Origin of the sequence: Roseovarius sp. MMSF_3298 (assembly GCF_030733705.1) — a bacterium.
GTDB lineage: Bacteria > Pseudomonadota > Alphaproteobacteria > Rhodobacterales > Rhodobacteraceae > Roseovarius > Roseovarius confluentis.
Genome location: NZ_JASHIN010000015.1, coordinates 36,617 through 60,451, shown reverse-complemented (window position 1 = coordinate 60,451; position 23,835 = coordinate 36,617). Strand labels below are relative to the sequence as shown.

Annotated in this window: 25 protein-coding genes; 18 read left to right on the top strand and 7 right to left on the bottom strand. The window is 64.1% G+C overall.

Annotated elements, in window-relative coordinates; all coding sequences use genetic code 11:
* Nucleotides 1-97: 97 nt before the first annotated feature.
* The 5 genes from RBB18_RS14325 (at nt 98) to RBB18_RS14305 (ending at nt 6,057) form a co-directional block, all read left to right on the top strand.
* Entirely contained in the window at nt 98-1,627 is a 1,530-nt protein-coding gene (locus RBB18_RS14325; RefSeq protein WP_306111203.1) for a tripartite tricarboxylate transporter permease, read from the top strand.
* Nucleotides 1,624-2,088 (top strand): tripartite tricarboxylate transporter TctB family protein, encoded by a 465-nt coding sequence (locus RBB18_RS14320; RefSeq protein WP_103764975.1) that lies wholly within the window; start codon nt 1,624-1,626, stop codon nt 2,086-2,088. Before RBB18_RS14325 ends, RBB18_RS14320 begins: the two co-directional genes overlap by 4 nt.
* A gap of 43 nt (nt 2,089-2,131) precedes the next feature.
* The gene (locus RBB18_RS14315; protein ID WP_103764976.1) at nt 2,132-3,094 is read left to right on the top strand and encodes a tripartite tricarboxylate transporter substrate binding protein; all 963 of its coding nucleotides are present in this window, start codon (nt 2,132-2,134) and stop codon (nt 3,092-3,094) included.
* Between the two features lie 63 nt (nt 3,095-3,157).
* Nucleotides 3,158-4,561, top strand: coding sequence for an aldehyde dehydrogenase family protein (locus RBB18_RS14310; RefSeq protein WP_306111202.1), 1,404 nt, complete (start codon nt 3,158-3,160; stop codon nt 4,559-4,561).
* Entirely contained in the window at nt 4,558-6,057 is a 1,500-nt protein-coding gene (locus RBB18_RS14305; RefSeq protein ID WP_103764978.1) for an AMP-binding protein, read from the top strand. The genes RBB18_RS14310 and RBB18_RS14305 overlap by 4 nt, the downstream gene beginning before the upstream one ends.
* Before the next feature lie 414 nt (nt 6,058-6,471).
* Here the strand turns inward: RBB18_RS14305 and RBB18_RS14300 are convergent, their stop codons facing one another.
* From RBB18_RS14300 to comD, 6 genes are all read right to left on the bottom strand, one after another.
* Nucleotides 6,472-7,635 carry a mandelate racemase/muconate lactonizing enzyme family protein gene (locus RBB18_RS14300; RefSeq protein WP_103764979.1) on the bottom strand — a complete coding sequence of 388 codons (1,164 nt, stop codon included), beginning with the start codon at nt 7,633-7,635 and terminating at the stop codon, nt 6,472-6,474.
* Between the two features lie 73 nt (nt 7,636-7,708).
* Nucleotides 7,709-8,164, bottom strand: coding sequence for a tripartite tricarboxylate transporter TctB family protein (locus tag RBB18_RS14295; protein WP_103764980.1), 456 nt, complete (start codon nt 8,162-8,164; stop codon nt 7,709-7,711).
* Complete coding sequence (locus RBB18_RS14290) at nt 8,164-9,666, bottom strand: tripartite tricarboxylate transporter permease (protein WP_306111201.1); 1,503 nt, start codon at nt 9,664-9,666, stop codon at nt 8,164-8,166. Before RBB18_RS14290 ends, RBB18_RS14295 begins: the two co-directional genes overlap by 1 nt.
* 26 nt (nt 9,667-9,692) lie before the next feature.
* Nucleotides 9,693-10,649: a tripartite tricarboxylate transporter substrate binding protein gene (locus RBB18_RS14285; RefSeq protein WP_103764982.1), complete on the bottom strand. Its 957-nt coding sequence runs from the start codon at nt 10,647-10,649 to the stop codon at nt 9,693-9,695.
* Nucleotides 10,650-10,695: 46 nt separating this feature from the next.
* Entirely contained in the window at nt 10,696-11,259 is a 564-nt protein-coding gene (comE, locus tag RBB18_RS14280; protein WP_103764983.1) for a sulfopyruvate decarboxylase subunit beta, read from the bottom strand.
* Nucleotide 11,260: 1 nt separating this feature from the next.
* On the bottom strand, nt 11,261-11,758 hold the full coding sequence (comD, locus tag RBB18_RS14275; protein ID WP_103764984.1) for a sulfopyruvate decarboxylase subunit alpha: 498 nt from the start codon (nt 11,756-11,758) through the stop codon (nt 11,261-11,263).
* Nucleotides 11,759-11,900: 142 nt separating this feature from the next.
* Between comD and RBB18_RS14270 the strand changes: the two genes are divergently transcribed.
* Complete coding sequence (locus RBB18_RS14270) at nt 11,901-12,806, top strand: LysR family transcriptional regulator (RefSeq protein WP_103764985.1); 906 nt, start codon at nt 11,901-11,903, stop codon at nt 12,804-12,806.
* A 91-nt stretch (nt 12,807-12,897) separates the two neighbouring features.
* The gene (locus RBB18_RS14265; protein WP_306111200.1) at nt 12,898-14,343 is read left to right on the top strand and encodes an FAD-binding oxidoreductase; all 1,446 of its coding nucleotides are present in this window, start codon (nt 12,898-12,900) and stop codon (nt 14,341-14,343) included.
* A 191-nt stretch (nt 14,344-14,534) separates the two neighbouring features.
* Here RBB18_RS14265 and RBB18_RS14260 read toward each other — a convergent pair whose 3' ends face one another.
* Nucleotides 14,535-16,580: a TonB-dependent receptor domain-containing protein gene (locus RBB18_RS14260; protein WP_103765024.1), complete on the bottom strand. Its 2,046-nt coding sequence runs from the start codon at nt 16,578-16,580 to the stop codon at nt 14,535-14,537.
* A 202-nt stretch (nt 16,581-16,782) separates the two neighbouring features.
* Between RBB18_RS14260 and RBB18_RS14255 the strand changes: the two genes are divergently transcribed.
* From RBB18_RS14255 to RBB18_RS14205, 11 genes are all read left to right on the top strand, one after another.
* Nucleotides 16,783-17,835, top strand: a complete 1,053-nt coding sequence (locus tag RBB18_RS14255; RefSeq protein ID WP_306111199.1) for a hemin-degrading factor — start codon at nt 16,783-16,785, stop codon at nt 17,833-17,835.
* Nucleotides 17,835-18,728 (top strand): hemin ABC transporter substrate-binding protein, encoded by an 894-nt coding sequence (locus RBB18_RS14250; RefSeq protein WP_371931660.1) that lies wholly within the window; start codon nt 17,835-17,837, stop codon nt 18,726-18,728. The genes RBB18_RS14255 and RBB18_RS14250 overlap by 1 nt, the downstream gene beginning before the upstream one ends.
* 3 nt (nt 18,729-18,731) lie before the next feature.
* Entirely contained in the window at nt 18,732-19,799 is a 1,068-nt protein-coding gene (locus RBB18_RS14245) for an iron ABC transporter permease (RefSeq protein ID WP_306111198.1), read from the top strand.
* Complete coding sequence (locus tag RBB18_RS14240; protein ID WP_306111197.1) at nt 19,796-20,578, top strand: heme ABC transporter ATP-binding protein; 783 nt, start codon at nt 19,796-19,798, stop codon at nt 20,576-20,578. The genes RBB18_RS14245 and RBB18_RS14240 overlap by 4 nt, the downstream gene beginning before the upstream one ends.
* A gap of 11 nt (nt 20,579-20,589) precedes the next feature.
* Nucleotides 20,590-21,339, top strand: coding sequence for a ChaN family lipoprotein (locus tag RBB18_RS14235; RefSeq protein ID WP_306111196.1), 750 nt, complete (start codon nt 20,590-20,592; stop codon nt 21,337-21,339).
* Between the two features lie 10 nt (nt 21,340-21,349).
* Nucleotides 21,350-21,676 (top strand): antibiotic biosynthesis monooxygenase, encoded by a 327-nt coding sequence (locus RBB18_RS14230; RefSeq protein WP_103764990.1) that lies wholly within the window; start codon nt 21,350-21,352, stop codon nt 21,674-21,676.
* Nucleotides 21,673-22,041 carry a glyoxalase superfamily protein gene (locus RBB18_RS14225; RefSeq protein ID WP_306111195.1) on the top strand — a complete coding sequence of 123 codons (369 nt, stop codon included), beginning with the start codon at nt 21,673-21,675 and terminating at the stop codon, nt 22,039-22,041. Before RBB18_RS14230 ends, RBB18_RS14225 begins: the two co-directional genes overlap by 4 nt.
* Before the next feature lie 168 nt (nt 22,042-22,209).
* The gene (gene hemP, locus RBB18_RS14220) at nt 22,210-22,377 is read left to right on the top strand and encodes a hemin uptake protein HemP (RefSeq protein WP_103764992.1); all 168 of its coding nucleotides are present in this window, start codon (nt 22,210-22,212) and stop codon (nt 22,375-22,377) included.
* A gap of 49 nt (nt 22,378-22,426) precedes the next feature.
* Nucleotides 22,427-22,687: a DUF1289 domain-containing protein gene (locus tag RBB18_RS14215; RefSeq protein WP_274594611.1), complete on the top strand. Its 261-nt coding sequence runs from the start codon at nt 22,427-22,429 to the stop codon at nt 22,685-22,687.
* A gap of 67 nt (nt 22,688-22,754) precedes the next feature.
* Nucleotides 22,755-23,177, top strand: coding sequence for a hypothetical protein (locus RBB18_RS14210; RefSeq protein ID WP_274594610.1), 423 nt, complete (start codon nt 22,755-22,757; stop codon nt 23,175-23,177).
* A 119-nt stretch (nt 23,178-23,296) separates the two neighbouring features.
* On the top strand, nt 23,297-23,767 hold the full coding sequence (locus RBB18_RS14205; RefSeq protein ID WP_103764995.1) for a Dps family protein: 471 nt from the start codon (nt 23,297-23,299) through the stop codon (nt 23,765-23,767).
* Nucleotides 23,768-23,835 lie beyond the last annotated feature (68 nt).

Genomic DNA, 23,835 nt, shown 5'->3' with positions numbered 1-23,835 from the left:
TGTCGTTTTCAGCAGGGAGAAATGAAAACATTTGCAATATTATTTTCATTCCATACCCTTTCAATCCTCACGCGACAAGCCACTGGGAGGTGACGGCTTGGAGTTCCTGCTCTACTTCGGCGACGTATTCTCGCCATTCAACTTCATGCTTCTGCTGATCGGCACGATTGGCGGACTGATCCTGGGTGCCACGCCGGGCCTGTCGCCGACCATGGCCGTTGCCTTGCTGATCCCCTTCACGTTCAAGCTCGACGCAACGCAGGGTCTGATCCTGCTGGGGGCGGCCTATACCTCGACGGTCGCCGGCGGCGCGGTCAGTGCTATCCTGCTCAAGATTCCCGGCGCCCCGGCCAACATCGCGACCACTCTCGACGGGCATACCATGGCCAAGAACGGCCAAGGCGCCCGCGCGCTGCAACTGTCCTTCATCTCCTCGGCGATTGGCGGCGTCTTCGGCGTGTTGCTGTTGATTTTCCTGACGCCAGTGCTGGCCCAATGGGCGCTGGCCTTCGGACCGTCGCATCTCTTCTGGCTGGCCATCCTCGGCGTCACGGTCATCGGCTCGCTCGATTCTAGCTCCGTGGTCAAGGGTCTCCTGTCGGGGTGCATCGGGCTGTGGCTCGCAACCATCGGCTTTGACGACGTGATGGGTGCGCAGCGCTTCATCTTTCATTCCAGCGTGTCGGGAGGAATCAACATCATCCCGGCTCTTATCGGCCTCTTCGCCATCCCGCAGGTCATTACCATGTTCGCCAGAGGCCGGCAGCAGCATGGGGCCGAGGTCATAAAAGTCGAAAAAAGCCCCATCATGGGGTCCATCCGCGAGGTTTTCCGCCGCACCCGCGCCCTCGGCATCGGCACGATGACCGGCTCGTTCATCGGGCTGATCCCCGGCGTCGGTGGCCAGATCGCGGGGCTTGTCGCCTATGACCAGGCCCGCAAGACCAGTCGCGAGCAAAAGAAATTCGGCACCGGCCACAGCGAAGGCGTGATCGCCGCCGAAAGCGCCAACAACGCTATGGTCGGTCCCTCTCTGGTGCCTTTGCTGACCTTGTCGATCCCCGGCTCGCCGACCGCGGCGGTACTGCTGGGCGGCCTGCTGATCCACGGCATCTTCCCGGGCAGCGACCTGTTCGAGAACTATCCCGATGTCGCCTGGACCTTCATTAACTCGATGCTGATCGGCCAGATACTGATGTGCATATTCGGGCTTTACGTGGCCGGGCTGGCCGCCCGCGTGGCCCAGGTGCCCAACGCGGTTATGGCCGCCGTGGTGCTGGCCCTCGCCGTCTTCGGCAGCTACTCGGTCCAGAACTCCATGGGCGATGTCTACATCATGGCCGCCCTCGGCACCGGGATGTACTTCCTCGAACGCTTCGGCTTCTCGGCCGCGCCGCTAGTGCTTGGCCTCATCCTCGGCCCCATCGCCGAGGCCAATTTCGTGCAAGGCGCCATGATCGCCAACGCCACCTCCAGCATGGCCGGCTATTTCTTTACCGGCGCGCTGAACCTCACGCTGATCACCATCGTCTTGGCCTCCATCGCCTACTCGGTCTGGATGGAGCTGCGCCAACGGCGCTACCTCAGCAAGGAAGACACACTCGAACGCGAGGAGCAGCCGTCATGACCAACCTGCCCCGCACCCAGCACATCCTCGCCAGCGGTCTGGTCGCGCTTGTCGGAATCTGGGTTGCCTGGCTCAGCTTCACCGGCGAGCCCGCCCGCGCCTTCCTGTTTCCGCGCATCATCTCGGTGGTCTTCGTGGCGCTGGCCGTCTGGACCTTCGGCAAGGCGCTCCTGGGCAAGACCAAGGTGGGCCCCGGCCTCAGCCGCATCGCGACCCTGAACATACTGCCCGGAATCGTGGTCATGCTGATCTACGTGTTCTGGGCAGCGCAGACACTGGGCTTTTACACTGCGTCCACCATCGCCTTTTTCATCCTGCTGTCCCTCTACGACCCCGCCCCACACGGCGAGATCCGCACATGGGTCAAACGGGTGCTGATCACGGCCGGTTTCCTGGCCGTGATGTACGGTCTCTTCGCGCTGTTGCTCGGGGTCTTCACCCCGCGAGAGATCCTATTCTGAAAACCAAGAAGCGAAAGACAACTTTCCAAGGGAGGAACCACCAATGAAGAAACTGATTGCAGCCGCATCCATTGCGCTCATGGGCCTGGCCGGCGCCGCTCCGGCACAGGACAACTACCCCGAGCGCCCCGTCATGATGATGGTCAGCTACGGCGCCGGCGGCGCCACCGACTTCCAGGCCCGCATCGTCACAATGACGGCCGGCAACGAAGACGCTCTGGGGATGCCCATCGCCATCGTCAACAAGCCCGGCGCGGGCGGCCGCGTCGGCTGGAACTGGCTCGCGACGCAGGTCGATGCCGACGGCTACACCCTGGGCGCCTACAACGTGCCCCACTTCATCGCTCAGTCCATCGAAGGCGGCGTCGAGTACAGCACCGACAGCTTCGAGCCGATCGCCAACTGGGGCGCCGACCCGGCGGTTTTCGTCGTGGGCGCGGACAGCCAGTTCAACTCCATGGAAGATGTGGTGAACTACGCCAAGGAAAACCCCGGCGGCCTCACCTTTTCCGGCGCCGGGCTCTATGTCGGCCACCACATCGCGGCGCTTCAGCTTGAAAAGGCCGCGGGCGTCAAACTGGCCTACATCCCCAACAACGCGGGTGGTGCGGGCGCCATGAAGGCCGTCATTGCCGGCGACGTGCTGGGCGGGGTCAACAACCTGTCCGACGCGTTTCGCGCCGAAAAGGCCGGCAACGTCAAGATCCTCGGCGTCTTCGACAACGAGCGCAGCGACTTCCTGCCCGATGTTCCGACGATGAAGGAACAGGGCTATGACATCGACAACGCCTCGGTCAATTTCCGCGGCGTGATGGTGCCGAAGGGCACGCCCCAGCCGATCATCGACAAGCTGGCCGAGATCGTCCCCACCATGTTCGAGAACGATCGCGTGAAGGGAAAGATGGAAGCGGGCGGTTCGCCCATGCACGTCATGACCCGCGACGAGGTGATCGAGATGTGGGCCGCCCGCGAGGAAACTCTCAAGGAACTGCTCTCCGGTCTCTGACCACCCATGCCACCGGGGCGCGCGCCATCAATTGCGCGCTCCTCACCAGAAAGGTTTTGCATCATGAACGCCCCTGACCCCATCGCAGACCTGGATGCCATCATCGCCCGCGCCCGCGCCGCCCAAGGCCGGTACGAGGCCGAAGGCAGCCAACAGCGCTACGACCGCGCCGCACAGGCCGTCGCATGGGCAATCATGGAACCGGACCGCAACCGGGAACTGGCTGAACTCGCCGTGAAAACCACGGGGCTCGGGAACGTGCCCGACAAGATCACCAAGAACCACCGCAAGACTCTGGGTCTCATGCGCGACATAAAGGGCGTCACCACCTATGGCGTCATCCGCGACGACGCCGCCACCGGCATCACAGAAATCGCCCGCCCCAAGGGCGTGGTTGCCGCTATCGTGCCCTCGACCAACCCCGCCGCCACGCCCGCCAACAACATCATCAACGCGCTGAAATGCGGCAACGCCATCGTCGTGGCCCCCTCGCCCAAGGGCGTGCCCAGCTGCGAGAAACTGCTCGAATTCATCCACGCCGAGTTCGCCAAGATCGGCGAGGATCCCGACCTTGTCGGCATGGTCCCCGCGCCCGGCTCCAAGGACAAAACACAGCGCCTCATGGAAACCTGCGACATGGTCGTCGCCACCGGCAGCCAGAACAACGTGCACCGCGCCCAGACCTCCGGCACACCCGCCGTCGCCGTGGGGGCGGGCAACGTCACCGTCATCGTCGATGAAACCGCCGATCTCGACGCCGCCGCCGAAAAGATCCGCGCGTCCAAGACCTTCGACAACGCCACGTCCTGCTCGTCCGAGAACTCGGTCGTTGTGGTCGAGGCCGTGCGCGACGCCTTCCTCGCCGCCATGGCACGCGCGGGCGGCGCTACGGTCGAGGACGAGGCCGCCGTCCTCGCCGCCCTCTGGCCCGACGGGCATCTCAACCGCGAGGTCATCGCCCAGGACGCCGACAAGATGATCGACGCGCTGGGACTGTCGGGCAAGGTCCCCGAGGGCACCGAGTATATCGCCGTGCCCACCGCCCGCATCGGCCCGGAAAACCCGCTCTCGGGTGAGAAACTCAGCCGCGTGCTTGCGCTCTATTCAGCGAAGGATTTCGGCGACGCCCTCCGCATCACGCGCGACATCCAGCTGTTTCAGGGCGCGGGCCACTCCGTCGGCCTGCACAGCACGGACGACACGCGCCCTATGACGCTGGCCCGCGCCATCCCCACCAGCCGCATCATCGTCAACCAGGCTCATACCTTCGCCACCGGAGGCGCCTTCACCAACGGCATGCCCTTCTCGCTCTCCATGGGCTGTGGCAGCTGGGGCGGCAACTCCATAGACGAGAACGTCCATTGGAAGCATTTCCTGCAATCGACCAAGATCGTGCGCGAAATTCCAGCCAACGAGCCCACGCTCGAGGATATCTTCTCCGACTACTGGAAAGCCACCGGCCAATGAAGCTGCGCTGCGACACACCGCCCGAAGGCACCGTTCGTGACTGGCTTGCCGCCCGCGCGGATCGGGGCGGCACCGCAATCGTCTTCCCCGAGGACGGAACCCGCCTCGACTGGCCTGCCCTGCGGGACGCCGCCCTCGCCTTCGCCCGGGCACTGACAGCCCGTGGCGCGGCCCGCGGCGAAAGCGTCGCCATCGTCGCCCCCAACAGCCGCGACGGGCTCACCGCCCTTTACGGCGCGCTTGCGGGGGGCTTCCGCGCCACCATGATCAACCTCGCGGCAGGCCGCGATGCCATAGCCTACGCGCTCGAGCATTCCGAGGCCCGCTTCGGCTTCGTTCACGACGCCTGTGCCGATCAATTCGCCGCCGCCAACGCCACCAGCGTCATTCCCGTCGCCCTTTCCGAACAGGCTGACGCCGACCTGCACGATGTCGCCCCCCACAACCATGCTCTCCTGATGTACACCTCGGGCACCACGGGCCGCCCCAAGGGTGTGCTGCACACCCATGCCAGCCTTCTGGCCGGGGGCTGGACCACCGCCATCGCCCACGACCTCTCCCAGGCGGACCGCGGCTTCTGCATTCTGCCGATCTACCACATCAACGGCCTCTGCGTGACCGTCATGGGCAGCCTTGTCTCAGGCGGCTCCCTCGCCGTCACGTCGAAGTTCTCCGCCTCCCGCTTCTGGCATCAGGCGGCACAGGCCCAGGTCACGTGGTTCTCCGCCGTACCAACCATCATCTCGCACCTGCTGCACGGCACTGACGAGCCCAGCCCGGAGGTCCGCAACCGCCTTCGCTTCGGTCGCTCCGCCTCCTCGGCGCTGGCGGTCGAGACGCAATCCGCCTTCGAGAGCCGCTTTTCCGTGCCCCTCATTGAAACCATGGGCCTCACCGAAACCGCCGCCCAGATCCTCTCCAACCCACTGCCCCCCGCCACACGCAAGATCGGCTCCTCGGGCATCGCCTATGGCTGCGACATCCAGATCCAGGACACGACCGGCGCCCCCGTACCCGCGGATACGGAGGGCGAAATCACCGTGCGCGGCGCCAACGTGATGCAGGGCTATCTCAAAAACGCGCAAGCCACCCGCGACACGTTCCGCAACGGCTGGCTGCGCACCGGCGACCTCGCCCGCATGGACGCCGAAGGCTACGTCTTCGTCACCGGGCGCCTCAAGGAACTAATCATCAAGGGCGGCGAAAACATCGCCCCCCGCGAAGTGGACGAGGCGCTTTACACCCATCCCGATGTGATCGAGGCCGCCGCCTTCGCCAGGCCCTGCACCACCTATGGCGAAACCGTCGAGGCGGCGGTGCGCGTTCGCGACGGCTCCACCCTCAAGAGCGCCGACCTGATCGATATCTGCCGCGACCGTCTCGGCGCGTTCAAATCCCCCGACGAGATCCACTTCCTCGACGAACTGCCCAAAGGCCCCTCGGGCAAGATCCAGCGACTGAAACTCGCGGAAATCCTCGAACCCGCCGACCGCTGACGGCACATCCCCGTCTCGACCTGCACCCAACCTTCAGCGTTCCGGGAATACCTCTCCGAACACCCGTCCCGGGCCAGACCCGGGACCTCTTACGTCTCTTGGCAAGAGGCCGCGGCTCGGGGGCCCGGGCGGAACATGCGAACGGCACCATTCCGCGATGCCTTACGCGGCCCCGCTCGCTCTATACGGTTTTGCTCTATGGGTGCTGCACAGCATCGAACCTGCCCCTGGGGTTGCCGGGATGGGTATGGGCCTCATCTTCGTCGCCCGTGGATACTGATGGTTCACATGGCGCAGTGGCATCGGCTAAATCTTTCGCTCATCGATGTAGGCTATGGCACTGTGGCCACGGCACTCACGGGAGTGCGATTGGTATGCGGTCTAAACTTAATTTGGCTGAACGCCTGAATGAATTCATTCTGCCAGCGCGCGCATCACTTCTATCAGGTCGGATTTGCCTTCAAAGCCGATACCGGGCAGTTCAGGCATGAGGATGTGCCCCTTTTCGACCTGCACCCCGTCTGGGAAGCCGCCGTAGGGCTGGAAGAGATCCGGGTAGCTTTCGTTGCCGCCCAGACCGAGCCCAGCCGCGATGTTCAGTGACATCTGGTGGCCGCCGTGCGGGATGCAGCGCGACGGCGACCATCCGAGTTCGTTTAGAACATCGAGCGTACGCAGGTATTCGACAAGCCCGTAGGACAGCGCACAGTCGAATTGCAGCCAGTCCCGGTCGGGCCGCATCCCGCCATGGCGTAACAGGTTGCGCGCATCCTGATGCGAGAACAGGTTCTCACCGGTCGCCATGGGACCGGGATAGAATTCAGCCATCGCGGCCTGAAGCTGATAGTCAAGCGGATCACCGATTTCCTCGAACCAGAAGAGCGGGTATTGCCGCAGCATCTTGGCATAGGAGATCGCGGTCTCGAGATCGAAGCGCCCGTTGGCATCCACGGCCAGTTGCGCCTCGGTTCCGATCTCCGTCAGCACCGCTTCGATCCGGCGCTGGTCTTCGTCGATGGACGCGCCCCCGATTTTCATCTTCACGACGTTGTAGCCGCGGTTGACGTAGCCGCGCATCTCATTGCAAAGCGCGGTGTCGTCCTTGCCCGGATAGTAGTAGCCACCGGCGGCATAGACGAAGACGCGCGGGTCCGCCTCGCGCCCCTTGCGGTCGGCCAGCAGGCGGAACAGGGGCTTTTCCTCGATCTTGGCAATTGCGTCCCAGACGGCCATGTCGATGGTGCCAACCGCGACCGAGCGTTCGCCGTGGCCGCCCGGCTTTTCGTTCTGCATCATGGCCGCCCAGACCTTGTGCGCGTCCAGATTGCTGCCCTCGTCGTTCAGGAGCGATGCGGGTTCTGCCTCGAGGATGCGGTCGCGGAAGCGCTCGCGGATGAGACCGCCCTGGCCGTAACGGCCATTGGAGTTGAAGCCATAGCCGACCACCCGGCGTCCATCCCTGACCACGTCCGTCACGACGGCCACCAGGCTCGCCGTCATCTTGCTGAAGTCGATATAGGCATTGCGGATGGGTGACGAGATCGGCTTGGTCACCTCACGGATATCAACGATTTTCATGGGCGTGTTCCTTGTTCGGGCTTGCTGTCGCCTTGGTTTCTGGCACGTACGCTTGGTAAGCGGAGGCCTAATATCACGGCAGCGGAACGTGCAGAACGTAGCGGAAAAGAGCGAAGAACGCGATCATGACCGCCGCGCCACTGCCAGCGTAGAGCATTGCAGTCATCGGCGTCCATTTGTCATGCATCGCCGCGACGAGGCCGCCCGCGAAGGCGATGGCGCCACTGGCCAGAAAGCCGATATGAGGGATGGCGAGGCATCCCGCGAACATGGCCACCATCAACAAGACCCTGCGCCACCAGGTGCCGGTTCCGAAGCCGCCGCTATCGCTCGGATGCAGGAAGCGCGTGACCAGCGACAGCCCGGCCGTCAGGATCATCAGGATCGCGACGGTGCGGGGAAACACCTGGCTGTCACGGTCGGAATACCCCGTGGTGTCATAGAGCGCGACGATCCCCATGATCACGAAAAGCGCGGAAATCACCAGCGATCCGATATGGCCTTCCCGGTGGCGTTGCTGGTCTGGCATCAGGTCTGCTCCCGTGCTTTCTTGCGGCGCCGCCTGGCCGTGTAGAGCGGCAGAAACAGGGTGATCAGCGTGAATGCGATAATCCCCTGCGAGATGGGACGCCCGAAAAACATGCCGAAGAGGTTGCCCGTGGCCGAACCGATGGTCCAGCCCTGTACGAAACCCTGTTCTGCAATGGGGCCCAGGATCAAGCCCAGCACGATGGGCGAGGCGGCGAAGCCGAAGCGTCCCACGACCCAGCCAAAGACGCCGAGGCCCAGCATCAGGATCACGTCAGTGACGCTGTTGCGGATCGAGAAGGTGCCGATGATGGTCATGAAACCCACCGTCGGCACGAGCACGGCCTTGGGGATATTCACGATCGACTTGTAAGCGTAGCGCCCGATCAGAAGGCCCGCGGGCAGCATCAGGACGGTGGCGATCAGCAGGCCGTAGATGAAGGTAAAGACGATAGAGCCGCTCTGGGTGAACATCGTGGGGCCGGTACGTACACCCTGCACCAGCAGGGCACCAAGCACGATGGCATCGGGCGGCGTGCCGGGAATGCCCAGAACCAGCGTCGGGATAAAGCCGCCGCCCACGGTGGCGTTGTTGGCGGATTCGGTCGCGAGGATGCCGTCGGGTTCGCCCTCGCCGAATTTCTGGTCGGGCTTGCCGGTGCGCTTGGCCTCGGAATAGGCGACGAGCCCAGCGACCGAGCCGCCCGCGCCGGGCAGGATGCCGATCAGGGTCCCGATGACCGACGACCGGATCAGGTTGAACTTGGAGCGCGTCGCGATGCGGAACGCCTCGCCGATGCGGACCGAGCGCACGTCCTCTTCCATCTTGAGGTGGCGGTCGGGCGTCGCAACAAGGTCGATCAGCACCGGGATACAGTAAAGCCCGATCAGCGCGCCGATAACGCCGAAGCCGCCGACCAGGATCTGGCTGCCGAAGGTAAGCCGGATATCGGCCGAAACCTCGGCCACGCCGACGGTGGAAAGCAGCATGCCGAAGGCGCCACCCGCCAGCCCCTTCATCAGGTTCCCGGTGGACAGCGACGCGATCAGTGAGAGACCGAAGATCGACAGCCAGAAATACTCGATCGGCCCGAAGGCCAGCGCCACCTTCGACAGGGGCGGCGCCAGCAGCAGGAGCGAGAACGCCCCAACAAGCCCACCGACAACCGAGGCGAAGCAGGCGAGTGCCACCGCGAGGTCGCCGTCCCCGCGCTTCGCCATGGGGTAGCCGTCAAACGTGGTGGCGATTGCCGAGGGCGTGCCGGGCGTGTTCAGCAGGATCGCCGCGTAGGCCCCGCCATAGATTGCCCCGGTATAAATCGCCCCCAGCAGAATCAGCGCCGAGGCGGGATCCATGCTGAACGTGATCGGCACCAGCACGGCCAGCGCCATCGTTGCGGTAAGGCCCGGAATCGAGCCGACGATCGTGCCCGCCACGACACCGAACAACGCCAGGACCAGGTTGAAGGGTGTCAGGGCGGACAGGAAGTGACCGAATTCCATGTGTCGGGCCTTTGCGCGCGGTCAGCTTATTCGATCAGTCCCGCTTCGCGCGCATCGCTGAGATATTCCTCGCTGCGCGCGGCCATGAAATCGTCCATGCCGTCCGCCTCGACATCCAGCATCGCAAAGCCGTTATCCAGCATCTGCTGACGGAACTCGGGGTCGTTGTTGATTTCGGCGATCATGTCAGACCACATTTTGGTGACCTCGTCGCTGGCGGAATTGGGCAAGGCGATCCCGCGATAGGCGCCGCCCACCATGTCATAGCCCAGCTCCTTGAAAGTCGGAACATCCGGGAAAAGCGGATGACGTTCTTCCATCGCGACGGCCAGCATGCGAACTTCTTCGCCCTGCGTCGCGGCGACGGTGGAATAGCCCCACTCCGCCTTGACCTGGTTGCCAAGCAGAGCCGTCACGGCCGCGCCGGTGCCCTTGAAGGGAACGTAGGTGGTCTGGATTTCGGCCATCTTGTCGAACTTGATATGCGCAAGGTGGTTCGCTGTGGCCTTGCCCGAGCCCGACATGGTGACCTGCGCCGGATTCGCCTTGGCGTCCTCGACCAGGTCTTCAAGCGTCTGGTAGGGGCTGTCGGCCCGCACGATGATCGCATCCGGCGTGAAGTGGAACATGTGGAAGACGTTCAGGTCTTCGGTCTTGAACCCCACATCCTTCTGCGCCGGCTTGATGATGATATGGGGCAGGTTGACGCCCATGATTGTCTGACCGTCATCGCTGAGGCCGTTAAGCGTGGCCCAGGCGACCGCGCCACCGCCGCCGGGCTGGTACGAGATCACCATGTCCTGGCCGAACGTGTCCTTGAAGAACGGTTGCTGAAAGCGTGCGGAAATGTCGGACTCTCCCCCGGGTCCGAACGGGATGATATAGTTGACCGGCCCGTTGAGTTCGGCGGCAGCGGCACCAGTTGCCAGCGATGCGGTCACGGCCAGCGCCGCGCTCATCTTCAGAAATGTTCTCTTCAGCATGTATTCCTCCCAGAGTTGCCTACTATCGGCGTTTTCGCCGTCTTGATTATGCGTTGGCCTCCTTCAACGCGTTCATGAACCGGTCGCGGATCACCACCGGATCGGTCGTGATGACCGAAACCGGGATGTTCCCGCTTTCGCATTTGCACACGATTATGGTCATCTTGTCACCGTCCAGCGCGTCTTTCATGACGGCTGCGCAGTCTTCGGCCTGGCACTCGATGACGTTTTCGCACCCGCAGGCCTCCGCCACCCTGGCCAGCGACGTCTTCATGCCGGCATAAGTCGGCTGGTCGCCGGTGGAGCCATAACTGCCATTGTCGATGATCAGCAGGATGAAATTGTCGGCCACGTTGTTGGCGATGGTGGGCAGCGTGCCGAAATTGGTCAGGACCGAGCCGTCACCGTCGATCGAGATCACCTTTTTCGACTGGGCCAGGGCCACGCCCAGCCCGATGGACGAGGCGAGACCCATGGTGCCCAACATGTAGAAATTCGTCGGCTGGTCATCCAGCATGTGCAATTCCTGGCTGGGCAGGCCGATATTGCAGACCACGAAATGATCCGAGATCAGCGGGACCAGCGTGCGCAGGACGTCAGATCGGATCATGTCAGTACCCTTTCCAAAAGGTGGCATCCGTCAGGATCGCGACCGGTTTGTTGCACATGAAGGTATATTCCAGGATCCGGTCCAGTTCTTCGGCGTCGGATTCATGATGGAAGTGATAGGTCGGGATGTGAAGCTGATTCAGCAGCGCCTTGGTGTGCACCGCCATTTCCACCTGGCAGGCCACCGGCTCGCCCAACTCTCCGCGATAGGAGATCAGCATGGGCAGCGGCATGCGGTAGAACTGTGTCAGCGTCACCAGCGTGTTGATCGTCACCCCCAGGGCGGTGTTCTGCATGATGATCGCGGACCGCTTGCCGCCCATGAAGGCGCCGGCGCAGATGCCGATGCCTTCGTCTTCCTTGTTCGCGGGGATGTGATGGATGTCCTCGCATTGGTCAATTTCGGCAATTACACCGGCAAGCTGTTTGCACGGGACCGTCGTGACCAGTTTGACGTCGTTCTTGACCAGATCCGCGACGATCTTTGCGTCGATGCTCACGCGCAGGCCTCCCCCTCGATGCGTTCATGTTCCACGATCTTGCGCGATAAGAGAAGCTTTAACAAACCAACATTCTTTTCTCATTTGTAAATCTCTGCTTTAGTAAAGCGCGCCTTTGGTCCTGCTATGAAAGCGTTCTGCCATGTCGATCACGCTATTCAAGACCCTTATCGCCGTCGCCGAGGAAGGCAGCTTCAATGCCGCGGCAGACCGCGTCTGCGTCACCCATGCGGCGGTGGGCCAGCAGATGAAGCGACTGGAAGAGACGCTGGGCGTGGCGCTCTTCGACCGCTCGCAGAAGTCCCCGCGCCTGAACCAGCTGGGGCGCGCCATGGTGCCCAAGGCCAAGGAGGTCGTCGCCTCCTACGAGACGATCCTCGACGACCTGACCGGCGATCCGCGCCTGATCGGGGATATCGTGCTGGGGGCGGTGCCGTCGACACTGCGCGGGCTTGTGCCCAAGGCGATGAAGGGGCTGATTGGACAGTATCCGGACCTGCGCATCCGGTTGGTGCCGGGGCTGAGCCCGACCTTGCAGGAGATGGTCGAGACCGGCACCGTCGACGCCGCGCTGGTCAGCGAGCCAAGCCGGACGCCGGCCACGATGACCTGGATGCCGTTCGCGGTGGAAAAGCTTGTGCTGCTTACCTCGGTGGAAGTAACCGAAACCGACCCCGAGCGCATCCTGTCCGCCAAACCCTTCATCCGGCACAGCGCGCTGTCGGCCATCGGGGTGATGGCCGAGGATTGGCTGGCGCGACGCAGGCTGAAGGTGCGCGACATGATGGAGATGAGCTCTCTCGACACGATCGCGAGCATGGTGGCGCATGATCTGGGCGTGTCGATCGGCCCGGATTTCTGCGTTCCGGACCCGATCTTCGGCAGCCTTCGCAAGCTGTCGCTGGGGCCCACGGCGCCGTCTCGGACATTAGGCATTCTGAGCCGGGCGGATTGCTCGAAATACCGGCTGGTCGAGCGGTTCCTCGACGAACTCATCGAGACTGTCGAGGCCCATGGCGGGCGGACGGTTTCTAAAGAGATGGCTTAGATAATCGCAAATTATCTTGCCTTGCTAAAGGCCGCTTTTGCCACAGAATGAGCCCGAACGAGGATCAGACGACAGGAGCACCGGGCAGTTGGTGGCGTTCAAGACCGTGGATGACAGAACACTGAATGATATCAGGGCGATCGTCGGGGAGACCGCCTGCAAGTCCGGTCAGGATGCCGCGCGCTATTACGAAGACCCACGCGGCAGCTTCACCGGCAAGGATTGTGTTGTCGTCCTGCCCGAAACCACCGACCAGGTGTCACAGATCGTGCGGCTGTGCAACGCCGCCGGCATCGCGATCATTCCCTATGGCGGAGGCACAGGCGTGGTCGCAGGACAGCTTTCGCTGGACAGCGACGCGGCCATCATCCTGTCGCTGGAGCGGATGAACCGGGTGCGCAGCGTGTCGCCGGATGATTTCGTGATGGTCGCCGAGGCCGGCTGCGTGCTGGAAAACATCCACGCCGAGGCCGCACGACACGACCTGATGTTCCCGCTCAGTATGGCGTCGAAGGGCAGTTGCACAATCGGCGGAAACCTGGCCACCAACGCGGGCGGCATCCAGGTGCTGCGCCATGGCAATGCCCGCGACCTTTGCCTGGGGATCGAGGCGGTAATGCCGTCGGGCGACGTGTTGGAGGAGTTGAGCCCCCTGCGCAAGAACAACACAGGCTATGACCTGCGGCACCTCTTGATCGGCAGCGAAGGCACCCTTGGCATCATCACCGCCGCCAGCCTGACCTTGAAACCGCTCGACCCGGAGGCCGTGACCGCCTTTTGCGCCATCTCGTCACCGGCGGATGCGTTGCGGACCCTGCGGACCCTGCGCACGGCCATCGGCAATCGCATGAACGGGATGGAATTGATGAGCGGTTTCGGCGTGGACCTCGTTTGCGCGCATTTCCCGACGCTGAGGAAACCCTTTGCCGAGGATCATCATTGGTACCTGCTGATCGATGCCGCGGGGAACCCGGGCGTGCGGGATGAGACCGAGGCGGCGCTGGCGGACTGTATCGAGAAGGGGTTCATGCTCGACGTCGTGATGGCCGAATCCGAAGCTCAGCGCAGCGCACTCTGGTCGCTGCGCGAGCATACGCCCGACGCCAACCGCAAGACCGGCGCGTTTTGCAGCAGCGATACCGCGGTGCCGATCGGCCAGATCGAGGCGTTCGTGTCGGGGACGCATGCGGCGATCACCGGCGTTCACGAAGGGCTGCGGACGAACAGCTATGGTCACATCGGCGACGGGAACATTCACCACAACGTCTTTCCGCCGGAGGGCATCGCCAAGGCCGACTTTTTGCAAGCTCACCCCGCCATCGCCAACCGCGTACGGGAGGCGATCAACGAAGCGACTTTGGCACTGGGCGGATCGATCAGTGCCGAACACGGGATCGGTCGCCTGAAACGGAATGATCTGAAGCGGCATGCAAGTGCCAGCAAGATGGTCCTCCTCCGACAGATCAAGCAGGCCATCGACCCGAAAAACATCATGAACCCCGGCGCACTTGTGGATTGGAGCGGCTGCGCGGACTGAGACGTCAGTCCCGGCAAGACGCTCAAAGGAGTTCGGAAGACTTTGCATAGTCCAGCTTGGGCCGTGAGTGACGCTTGGGAAGGACAGCGAACAGTGGCCCCTCTTGCGAATGGTTGTTTGCCACTATGGGCCGATCCTGCGCGAACCGGCCCTTTTCGATAGGTGTCGGAGGCAAAGCACCAAGCGCCGCCTCAGAACGCCTGCGTAAGCGAGACCCTGAACGTCCGCCCCGGCGCCTTGCGCGTGGGTGAGGACAGATGCCCGACATAATTCTTGTCGAACGCATTCTCGATCCCGAACCGCACCTCGGTGTCTTCCAGCCAGTTTGTCTCGGGCTTCCATGTGGCGCGAAGGTTATGCACCGTCGTGTCGCCCAGATCCGCGCCCAGCGCGTCGAAACGGTCGGCGACATGCACAATCTCCCAGCTGAGGTCGAGGTCGTCACCGACCCGCTGGCCGACCGTCAGTTGCAGCCGGTCCGCCGCACTATTGCGCCAGGTATCGGAGGTGCCGTCGGGGTTGTATTCCCGCCCCTCGCCGACATGCCCGGCGAAATCGACATAGAAACCGCCCGCCGTGCCATAGGACGCCTCAAGCTCCAGCCCCTCGGTCGTCACGCCGTCAAGGTCGGTCCCGGTCGCTCCGGCCACCGTATAGGTGGTGATGTCCCACAGCTTCGTCTGGTAAAGGTTGCCGCGCACGGTGAACGAGTCGCCTCCTGCGAACACGTCGGTGCCGGTATAGGCGGCCCCGATCTCGAACGTGTGCGACTTTTCCGTCATGGCCAGCCGGCGCTGCGAGGTGGGCGTGGAATCAAGGTCATCGATCAGCGGCAGGCCTTCGGTATAAGCGGCGCTGCCGAACACCGAGATCCCGTTGCCGAAATCATAGGCCAGCGCCAGCCCCCCCATCAGCGCATCGTTGCTGTAGCTGTCGGGCACCCCGGCCAGCGGCGCCGAACTTTCGATCCTTGAGCTTTCATAGCGCAGCGCCGGCGTTACCGTCACCGGGCCGATCGTCATCTCGTTCACCACGAAGGCGGCAAACCGGTCATCCGTGCCGCCTGGTGCCGCAGCCGCGTCAAGGCGCTTCTTGTGGATGCCTTCGATCCCGGCCAGCATGTCATGCTCGACCTGCCCCGTCGTGAACAGCGCCCGGTTCGAGAGGGTCAGCTTGGTCGTCTCGTAACGGTTGTCGGCACAGATCACGCCAAAGAACGGATTGGCGCAGAACACCGCCACGGGCTGTCCGCCCTGGAAGGGCGAGCTTCCGTCGATATAGGTCGTGTCGATCTTCTGGTCGGCATAGGACAGGTTCGCCCGCAGGTCGATCAGGTCGTTGACCGGGTTGAAGCGGTATTCGACGGTCGTCTGTTTCGTGTCGGTGATGCGGTCGACCCGGCCAAAGTCGCCCGATGTCGTCTGGAACTGGTCATAGGGCACGTCCTTGTCGTCGGCCTCGGTCCGTGAATGGCTGAACATCAGCGAATGCGCATCGTCCTGACCAAAGGTGAACCGGGCCTTGGCCAGGAAGGACGGCGTCTCGAACGAACTGTTGCCGATCTTCGTACCGTCCCCGGCCTCCAGCGTGCCCTGCTCGCGCCAGGTGTAGTTCAACAGGAACTCGGCCCCCTCGGCGGGCATCCACGCAAGGTTCGTCGAACTGGTGAACCCATGTCCGTTCGAGCTGAACTCCAGCGTCTGCGACCCGCCAAACCCGGGCACCCCGCCGGTGAAATCCGACGCGTCCTTTGTCTCCAGCTTCACGACGCCCCCCACGATACCCGAGCCATAGGCGAAACTGCCGATCGTGCCGCGGATCACCTCGACTTCCTTGTAGAGCAGCGGATCGGTGAAAAGCTGCGTGCCCAGCCGATAGATCTCTTCCGACCCGACCGAGGCGCCGTCGATCTGCACCGCGATCTTCTGGTCCGAACCGTAAGTGGTGTTGGCCCCGAACCCGCGGATGTTGATCCCCGACCCCTGCGGCGTGGTGCCGTTCACCAACGTCACGCCGGGAACCGAGTCGATCAGCTGCGCGACGGTGCTGGCCTGCCGGTCCTTGATTTCCTCTTCGTCGACAACGGTCCGCGGCAGCGCCGTGCCGAATGTCAGGTCCCGTTTGCCGGGTGTCAGGACCAGGGTCCCCAGAAAGCCGGGCTCGTCCTGCGCCATGGCCGTTCCGGCCAGGGACAGGCAGACGAGCGCGGTCGTCCCACGCATGAATGTGGTAAGCATGAACGCCATCCTTGTTGCACGTTTGTAACCGGTGCTTGCGAAGGGCTGGCGCGGTAGATTGATTGGTTTGCGGTGAAGGTCACCACGATGGGTTGCACCGTTACTCATAACCAAGTAAAACAGTCAAGTAATTTATCGACAGCCACGCTCCAATGCATCGCGAGCCAAGCCATCGGACCCACCTTCACTCCGAGGATGCCCAATGAGCGAGCGATCTGCCCCCACCCCCGCTTCGATACGCGCCTTCCAGGCCGAGAACCCCAAGATGCGCACCCGAGATCAGGCCGACGCCCTCGGGATTTCCGAGGCCGAGCTTGTCGCCGCCCATGTCGGTCGCGGCACGGTGCGGATTGCCGCGCATCCCGACCGGATCATCCCCGCCGCCGAGAAGCTGGGCGAGGTCATGGCCCTGACCCGGGTCGAGGCCTGCGTGCACGAAAAGGTGGGCGAATACGGCAACTACCATCCCGGCGAACATGCCGCGATGACCCTGACCGAGGATATCGACCTGCGGATTTTCCAGTCGCACTGGGTTCACGCCTTCGCCGTGGAAACCCCGTCGGATGAAGGCCCGCGCCGGTCGCTCCAGGTGTTCGACGCCGCCGGCGACGCCGTGCACAAGATCCACCTGCGTGACACCTCGCATCATGATGCCTGGGCAGGCATCACGGGCGGCCTCGCGCACGAGACTCAGGCCGAAGGTCAGACAGTCGCGCAGCGACAACCCGTCGAAGCACCAAAATCGCGGCCCGACAAGCTCGACATCCTGCGCGAGGAATGGGCGCGCCTGACCGACACGCACCAATTCCTGCGCCTGTGCTCGAAGCTGAAGATGAACCGGCTGGGCGCTTATCGCATCGCGGGCGCGCCCTTCGTGCGACAGCTCGATCCCACCGCGGTCGATGCGATGCTGCACGCCGTACGCGATTCCGGGATCGAGATCATGCTTTTCGTCGGCAACCGCGGCTGCATCCAGATCCATTCCGGCCCGATCCGCAACCTGCGCCCGATGGGACCGTGGCAGAACGTGATAGATCCCGGATTCAACCTGCACCTGCGGCGTGACAAGGTGGCCGAGGTCTGGGCGGTCGAAAAACCCACCCAACGCGGCCCCGCCATCTCGGTCGAGGCTTTCGATGCCGAAGGCGGCCTGATCTTCCAGACCTTCGGGCTGGGCAAGGAAGGACGCGATTCGCGGCCCGAATGGGGCCGGATCGTCGCGGACCTGCCTTCGCTCGAGGAGGTGCCGGCATGATGTGCGGAAAGTCGAAAAGCGTCGCGATCGCCACGCTCTGCACGTCGATGGTCGGTGCCTTCGTTGCGCTGGCCGTCAGCGCGCAGCAGGCCGAGACCCCCGCCAATCCACATGCCGAGATCCTGTCCATCGGCAGCGCGGTGACCGAGATCGTCGTCGCGCTGGGGCAGGACCACCGGCTGAAGGCGCGCGACACCACCTCGACCTACCCGCCCTCGGTGCAGGACCTGCCCGACGTGGGCTACATGCGCGCGCTCTCGCCCGAGGGCGTTCTGTCGGTTGGCCCCTCCCTCATCATCGCAGGCGAAGGCGCCGGCCCGCCCGAGGCGCTGGACGTGATCCGTGCCGCCGATGTCGAGTTCGTCGAGGTGCCCGACGCCCTGACCACCGACGGCATCCTGCGCAAGATCGACATCGTGGGCGACGCGCTTGGCGTGCCCGAGCAGGCCGATGCGCTCGCCGCCGAGGTCGAGGCCGAGATGCAGGCGGCCATCGAGGACGCCCGCCGCCCCGAGGCCGACAAGAAGCGCGTGCTTTTCGTGCTGTCGACCCAAGGCGGCCGGATCAACACCTCGGGCACCGGCACCGCCGCCGACGCGATCATCCGCATGGCCGGCGGCGTGAATGCGATCTCTGAATTCGAAGGCTACAAGCAGGTCACCGACGAGGCGATAGGCACGGCCGCACCTGACGTGATCCTGATGATGGACCGCACCGGCGATCATGCAGCCGACGATGATACGCTCTTTGCCATGCCCGCGATCCGCCTGACGCCCGCGGCACAGGACCGTACAGTGGTGCGCATGGACGGCCTTCTGCTGCTGGGCTTCGGCCCCCGCACCGCGACTGGTATCCGCCAGCTCAACGCCGCGCTTTACGGCACGGACAGCTAGACCATGGCCGCCGTCACCGATATCGACGCCGCCCCACGTGACCGCGCATCCCGCGCGCGCGCCCTGCATTGGGCGCTGGCGGCCGCGCTGATCCTCGTGTCCCTCGCCAGCCTTCAGGTCGGCGCGACCGACGTGAGCCTCTCGAACCTCGCGGCCAAGCTGGCGCAGGGCGAGGCGCTGACCCGGATGGATCGCGTCGTGCTGTGGGATATCCGCCTGCCGCGCCTTGCCATGGGCGGCCTTGTCGGTGCGGCACTTGCGGTGTCGGGGGCCGCGATGCAGGGGCTCTTTCGCAACCCGTTGGCCGATCCCGGTATCGTCGGCGTGGGTGCCGGCGCCGGGCTGGGGGCCATCCTCGCCATCGTGCTGGGCGGGCTCCTGCCGCCGTGGGTCAATACCCTCACCGGCAACCAGTTGACGCCCTTCGCCGCGTTTCTCGGTGGATGGGGCTCGACCCTCCTGCTCTACCGCGTCGCCACGAGCCACGGACACACGTCTGTGGCCACGATGCTGCTGGCGGGCATCGCGCTCGGGGCGCTGGCCGGCGCGGTGTCGGGCATTCTGGTCTATATCGCCGACGACACGCAATTGCGCGACCTGACCTTCTGGGGCTTGGGCTCTCTGGCAGGGGCCAGCTGGGCCAAGGTGCTGACGGCGGGGCCGATGATCCTGCTGGCGCTAGGCGCCGCGCTGACGCTGGGGCGCGGCCTGAACGGGCTGGCCCTGGGCGAGGCGACGGCGGCCCATATCGGCGTCAGCGTCCAGCGCCTGAAATCCATCGCGATCCTCGCTGTCGCGGCGGCCACCGGTGCCGCCGTCGCCGTCTCTGGCGGCATCGGCTTCGTCGGCATCGTCGTACCGCACCTTCTGCGGCTCGCCTCCGGCCCGGACCACCGCACGCTGCTTCTGAACTCAGCGCTGCTTGGCGCCATCCTGCTGATCCTCGCGGATGTCATCGCACGGGTCGTGATCGCCCCTGCCGAACTGCCCATCGGGATCGTCACGGCGGTGCTCGGGGCGCCGGTCTTCCTGTGGATCCTGCTGACACGCCGGGGGCTTGCCGATCTATGAGCTTCATCGCCGAGAATATCCGCGTCTCCTATGGCGCACGCGAGGCCCTGCGCGGCGTTTCCTTCAACGCCGATCCCGGCGCGTTCACTGCCATCGTCGGCCCCAACGGCTCGGGCAAGTCCACGCTGCTGGGGGCGATGACGGCCTCCCTGCCCCATACCGGCGCGGTCCGCTTGAACGGCCGCGACATAGCGGCGATGAAACCGTGGGAACTGGCCTCCGAACGTGCGGTCCTGCCTCAAGCGGCGCGCCTGGCCTTCCCGTTCACGGTAATCGAGGTGGTGCGCCTCGGCCTGCAATCGGGCACCGCCGGCGACCGCCCCGAGGTGCCCATGCAGGCCCTCTCCCGCGTCGGCCTCGCTCATTACGCCAACCGCACCTTTCAAGAGCTGTCCGGCGGCGAGGCGCAGCGCGTCATGCTGGCCCGCGTTCTGGCCCAGGTCTGGAGCCCGGTCGAGCATGGTCGCCCCCGCTGGCTGTTGCTGGACGAACCCGTCAGCAGCCTCGATATCGCGCACCAGTTGCAGGTGATGGAGATCGCCCGTACCTTCGCCCGCGCCGGCGGCGGCGTGATTGCCGTCATGCACGACCTGAACCTGACGGCCCTTTTTGCCGACCGCGTCGCCGTCCTGTCCGAAGGGCGGCGCCTGGCCTTCGGCACGCCCGCCGAGGTGCTGACCGATGAAACCCTCTCGCTGGCGTATGGCTGCGAGCTGCGTGTTTGCTCTCCACCGCCCGCCGGGGTGCCCTATATACTGCCGCACGCGGCCTCTGCCTGAAAGGATACCTTGTGCGCCTTGCCACGCTCTTGTTCTGCCTTGCTGCGCCCGCGCTGGCGCAAGCCCCTGCGGATATCGTCATCCTGGGCGAGGTGCATGACAACCCCGACGCCCATCTGGGTCAGGCCGCTGCGATCTCCGAATTGCAGCCCAGCGCGGTCGTCTTCGAGATGCTGACCGCTGGCGAGGGTGCCCGCGTCAATACCGACCGGTCTTTGGCCGAAGAGGCATGGACAGCCAGCGGCTGGAGCGATTTCGACCTCTACGCCCCCATCTTCGATGCTCTGGAGGGCGTAACGATCATCGGCGCCGCCGCCCCGCGCGACAGCGTGCGCACGGTCTATACCGAGGGTGCCGCCAAGATCTTCGGCACCGACGCCGCGCGTTTTGGCCTGGACACGCCCCTGCCCGACGATCAACAGGCCTTGCGCGAAGAGATGCAATTCTCCGCCCATTGCGAGGCCATGCCACGCGACATGATGGCCGGGATGGTCGCCGTGCAACGCTACCGCGACGCGGTGTTCGCCCGCGCAGCACTCGACGCGCTCGACACCCACGGCGCGCCTATCGTCGTGATCGCCGGAAACGGCCACGCCCGCACCGACTGGGGCATCCCCGCGATGATCGCCCGGGCCGCACCCGACGTCAGCACGCACTCCATCGGCTTTGTCGAGGCCGGGACCGACACGCCCTTCGATGAAACCCGCACCGTGCCCACGGCCCAGCGGGACGACCCCTGTGCTTCGCTCACCAACCAGTAAGGACCCCAGGATGTATCTTGCCATGAACCGCTTCACCGTGCCCCTTGAGAACGCCGCCGAGTTCGAGGATCTGTGGCTCAGCCGCGAAAGCCGCCTCAAGGACATGGCCGGCTTCGTGTCGTTCCACATGCTCAAGGGCCCCGAGGAAGACGGCCGCGTGCTCTATGCTTCGCACACCGTCTGGGAAAGCGAGGCGCATTTCCGCGCCTGGACGACCAGCGAGGAGTTCCGCGCCTCCCACGCCCGTGCCGGCCAAAGCCGCAAACTGCACGAAGGCACGCCGCGTTTCGAAGGGTTTCGCGCGATCCAGAAAATCGACGCCGACGCCCCGGCATGACCCCGCAGGTCACGCGCACCGCACCCGTGTTCCGCAGCTTCGACGAGGCCCGCGCGCGTGCGTTCTACGTCGACTGGCTGGGCTTCGACTGGACGGGTCAGGTCCGCGTGTTCGACGGCGCTCCGCTCTATGCGTTCCTGCGATTGGGAGCATTCCACCTTCATCTGACCGAACACCACGGCGACGCCACGCCAGGTTCGACCGCCATGGTCCATGTCGAAAACCTGCGCGACTGGCACGCCACCCTGCCCGCAAAGCCGTACATGCGCCCCGGCCTGGAGCCGCTGCCCTGGGGGCTTCAGATGGAAGTGACCGACCCGTTCGGAAACCGCCTTCGGTTCCTGGATCAAGCGGAAGGCACTTAATCGCATCGTGACCGGGCCCACCCTGCCGCGAACATTTCTTGACTGAAACAATCGGAATAAGGTATCACAACCTTAATCCCGACTCGAAAAGTCGGGTTTCTTCTGGCCCAACTCTGCGCAGCCGCACACCGCCCGCGGTACTGCCAAGGCCACCGGAAAGGTTGCTGAATGACAACATCTGAACCCGCCTCACGCCCCGCCCCGGACACGGAGGGCATTGCCACCCACGATGCCCGCGATCTGGTTCCGAACGGTGTCACGGCCAACATCGCGCTCGATGGCCAGGTGTACACCTTGCGCATCACCCAAGCCGGCAACCTGATCCTGACCAAGTGACCCCCGATCCAATCCCAAGCCAGTCCCAGCCGCACTCCAGCGAGGCCCCATGCCGAAAGTTCCAAGTCCCTGCATCGACGTCTGCAAGTTCAAGCGCGAGGGTCACTGTATCGGCTGCTCGATGACAAAGGCCCAGAAAAGCCTGTTCAAGCAACTGAAAAAGGACAAGCAGCGCGAAGCCTTCGTCGAACTTCTGGTGGCGCAGCAGGCCATGATGGGCCGCTACAAGCACTGGGACGCCGCCTATGCAAAGAAATGCCGCAAGAAGAAAGTGACGCTCACCGCGATCGAGGGCGGCAAGGCTGCCTGATGCGGGATCACCCCACGCCCAACACCGCGAAAGACACTAGACCAGATCGTAGGACAACCGACCCCTCATGACCTCAGCACTGCGCCTCCCACACTATGACGGCCTGCATGACAACCGGACCGAGACAGGCCACACGCCCCTGCTCGACCACCTGCGCCACGCCGCGCGTGACGCGCGGTGCAAAAGCTATGTCGACCTCTTCGGCGCCTGCGCCTCGCTGTCTGTAAATCGCGATATCGCCAGGCAAGCGGCCTCGGACGTGCTGATGCGCTGCCTGTCGCAGGCGCTCGGCCGTCGGCCGATCCTGTTCCGCGCCGGCGAACCCGAAATCTCATTCGACGAGGACTGGCTCCTGGCCCTTGCCCGCAGCATACGGAGAGAAGACACGGCCAGTTGCACCTTCCTGCTGCATTCCCGCGTTCCCAAACACGCACACCGCAATCTCGTCTTTCTTCTGGGCAACGTGGCTGACAATTTCCCTCAGATTTAGAAAGATTCTAAATTGTCTTGCCGAACGCTGGTGCAGGCCCTATTTTGAGCCTGCAAGCCAGCCAATCGCCAGCCAGCATAGCTCCGAACAGACATTTCCACACAACCAAGGAGGCGAGTATGACCGAAACGGCACAATCTCTTTCCACCGACGCCAACGCCCAGATTTCCGAGGCTCTCAACCAATGCGTTGCCGAGACCGCCGTGACCACGATGCTGGCGCAGAATTTTCACTGGAACGTCACCGGCATGGCCTTCGGCCCGCTGCACGAGCTGTTCCAGACCATCTACGAAGATCACTTCGTGGCCCAGGATGACTTGGCCGAGCGGATCAAGGCGCTCGACGGACACGCCGAAGGTGTGCTTGCCGGTATGATCAAGCGCTCCAAGGTTCCCGAGGCCGAAGGCACGCCCGCCGCCGAAGAGATGATCCGCCTTCTGAAAGAGGCGCAGGAAACCCTGGCCGAAACCATCGCGGGCGCCGGGGAACTGGCCGCCAAGCATGGTGACACGCTGACCGAGGACCTGTGCATCGCCCGCGGTCAGACCCACGAGAAATTCGCTTGGATGCTGCGCGCTCACTTGAAATAATAGGCTGCGCGCCGTCAAAGCCCGGCGCGCTGGCCGGCCGGTCGGTCGTTAAACTTTGCTTTCAGCCC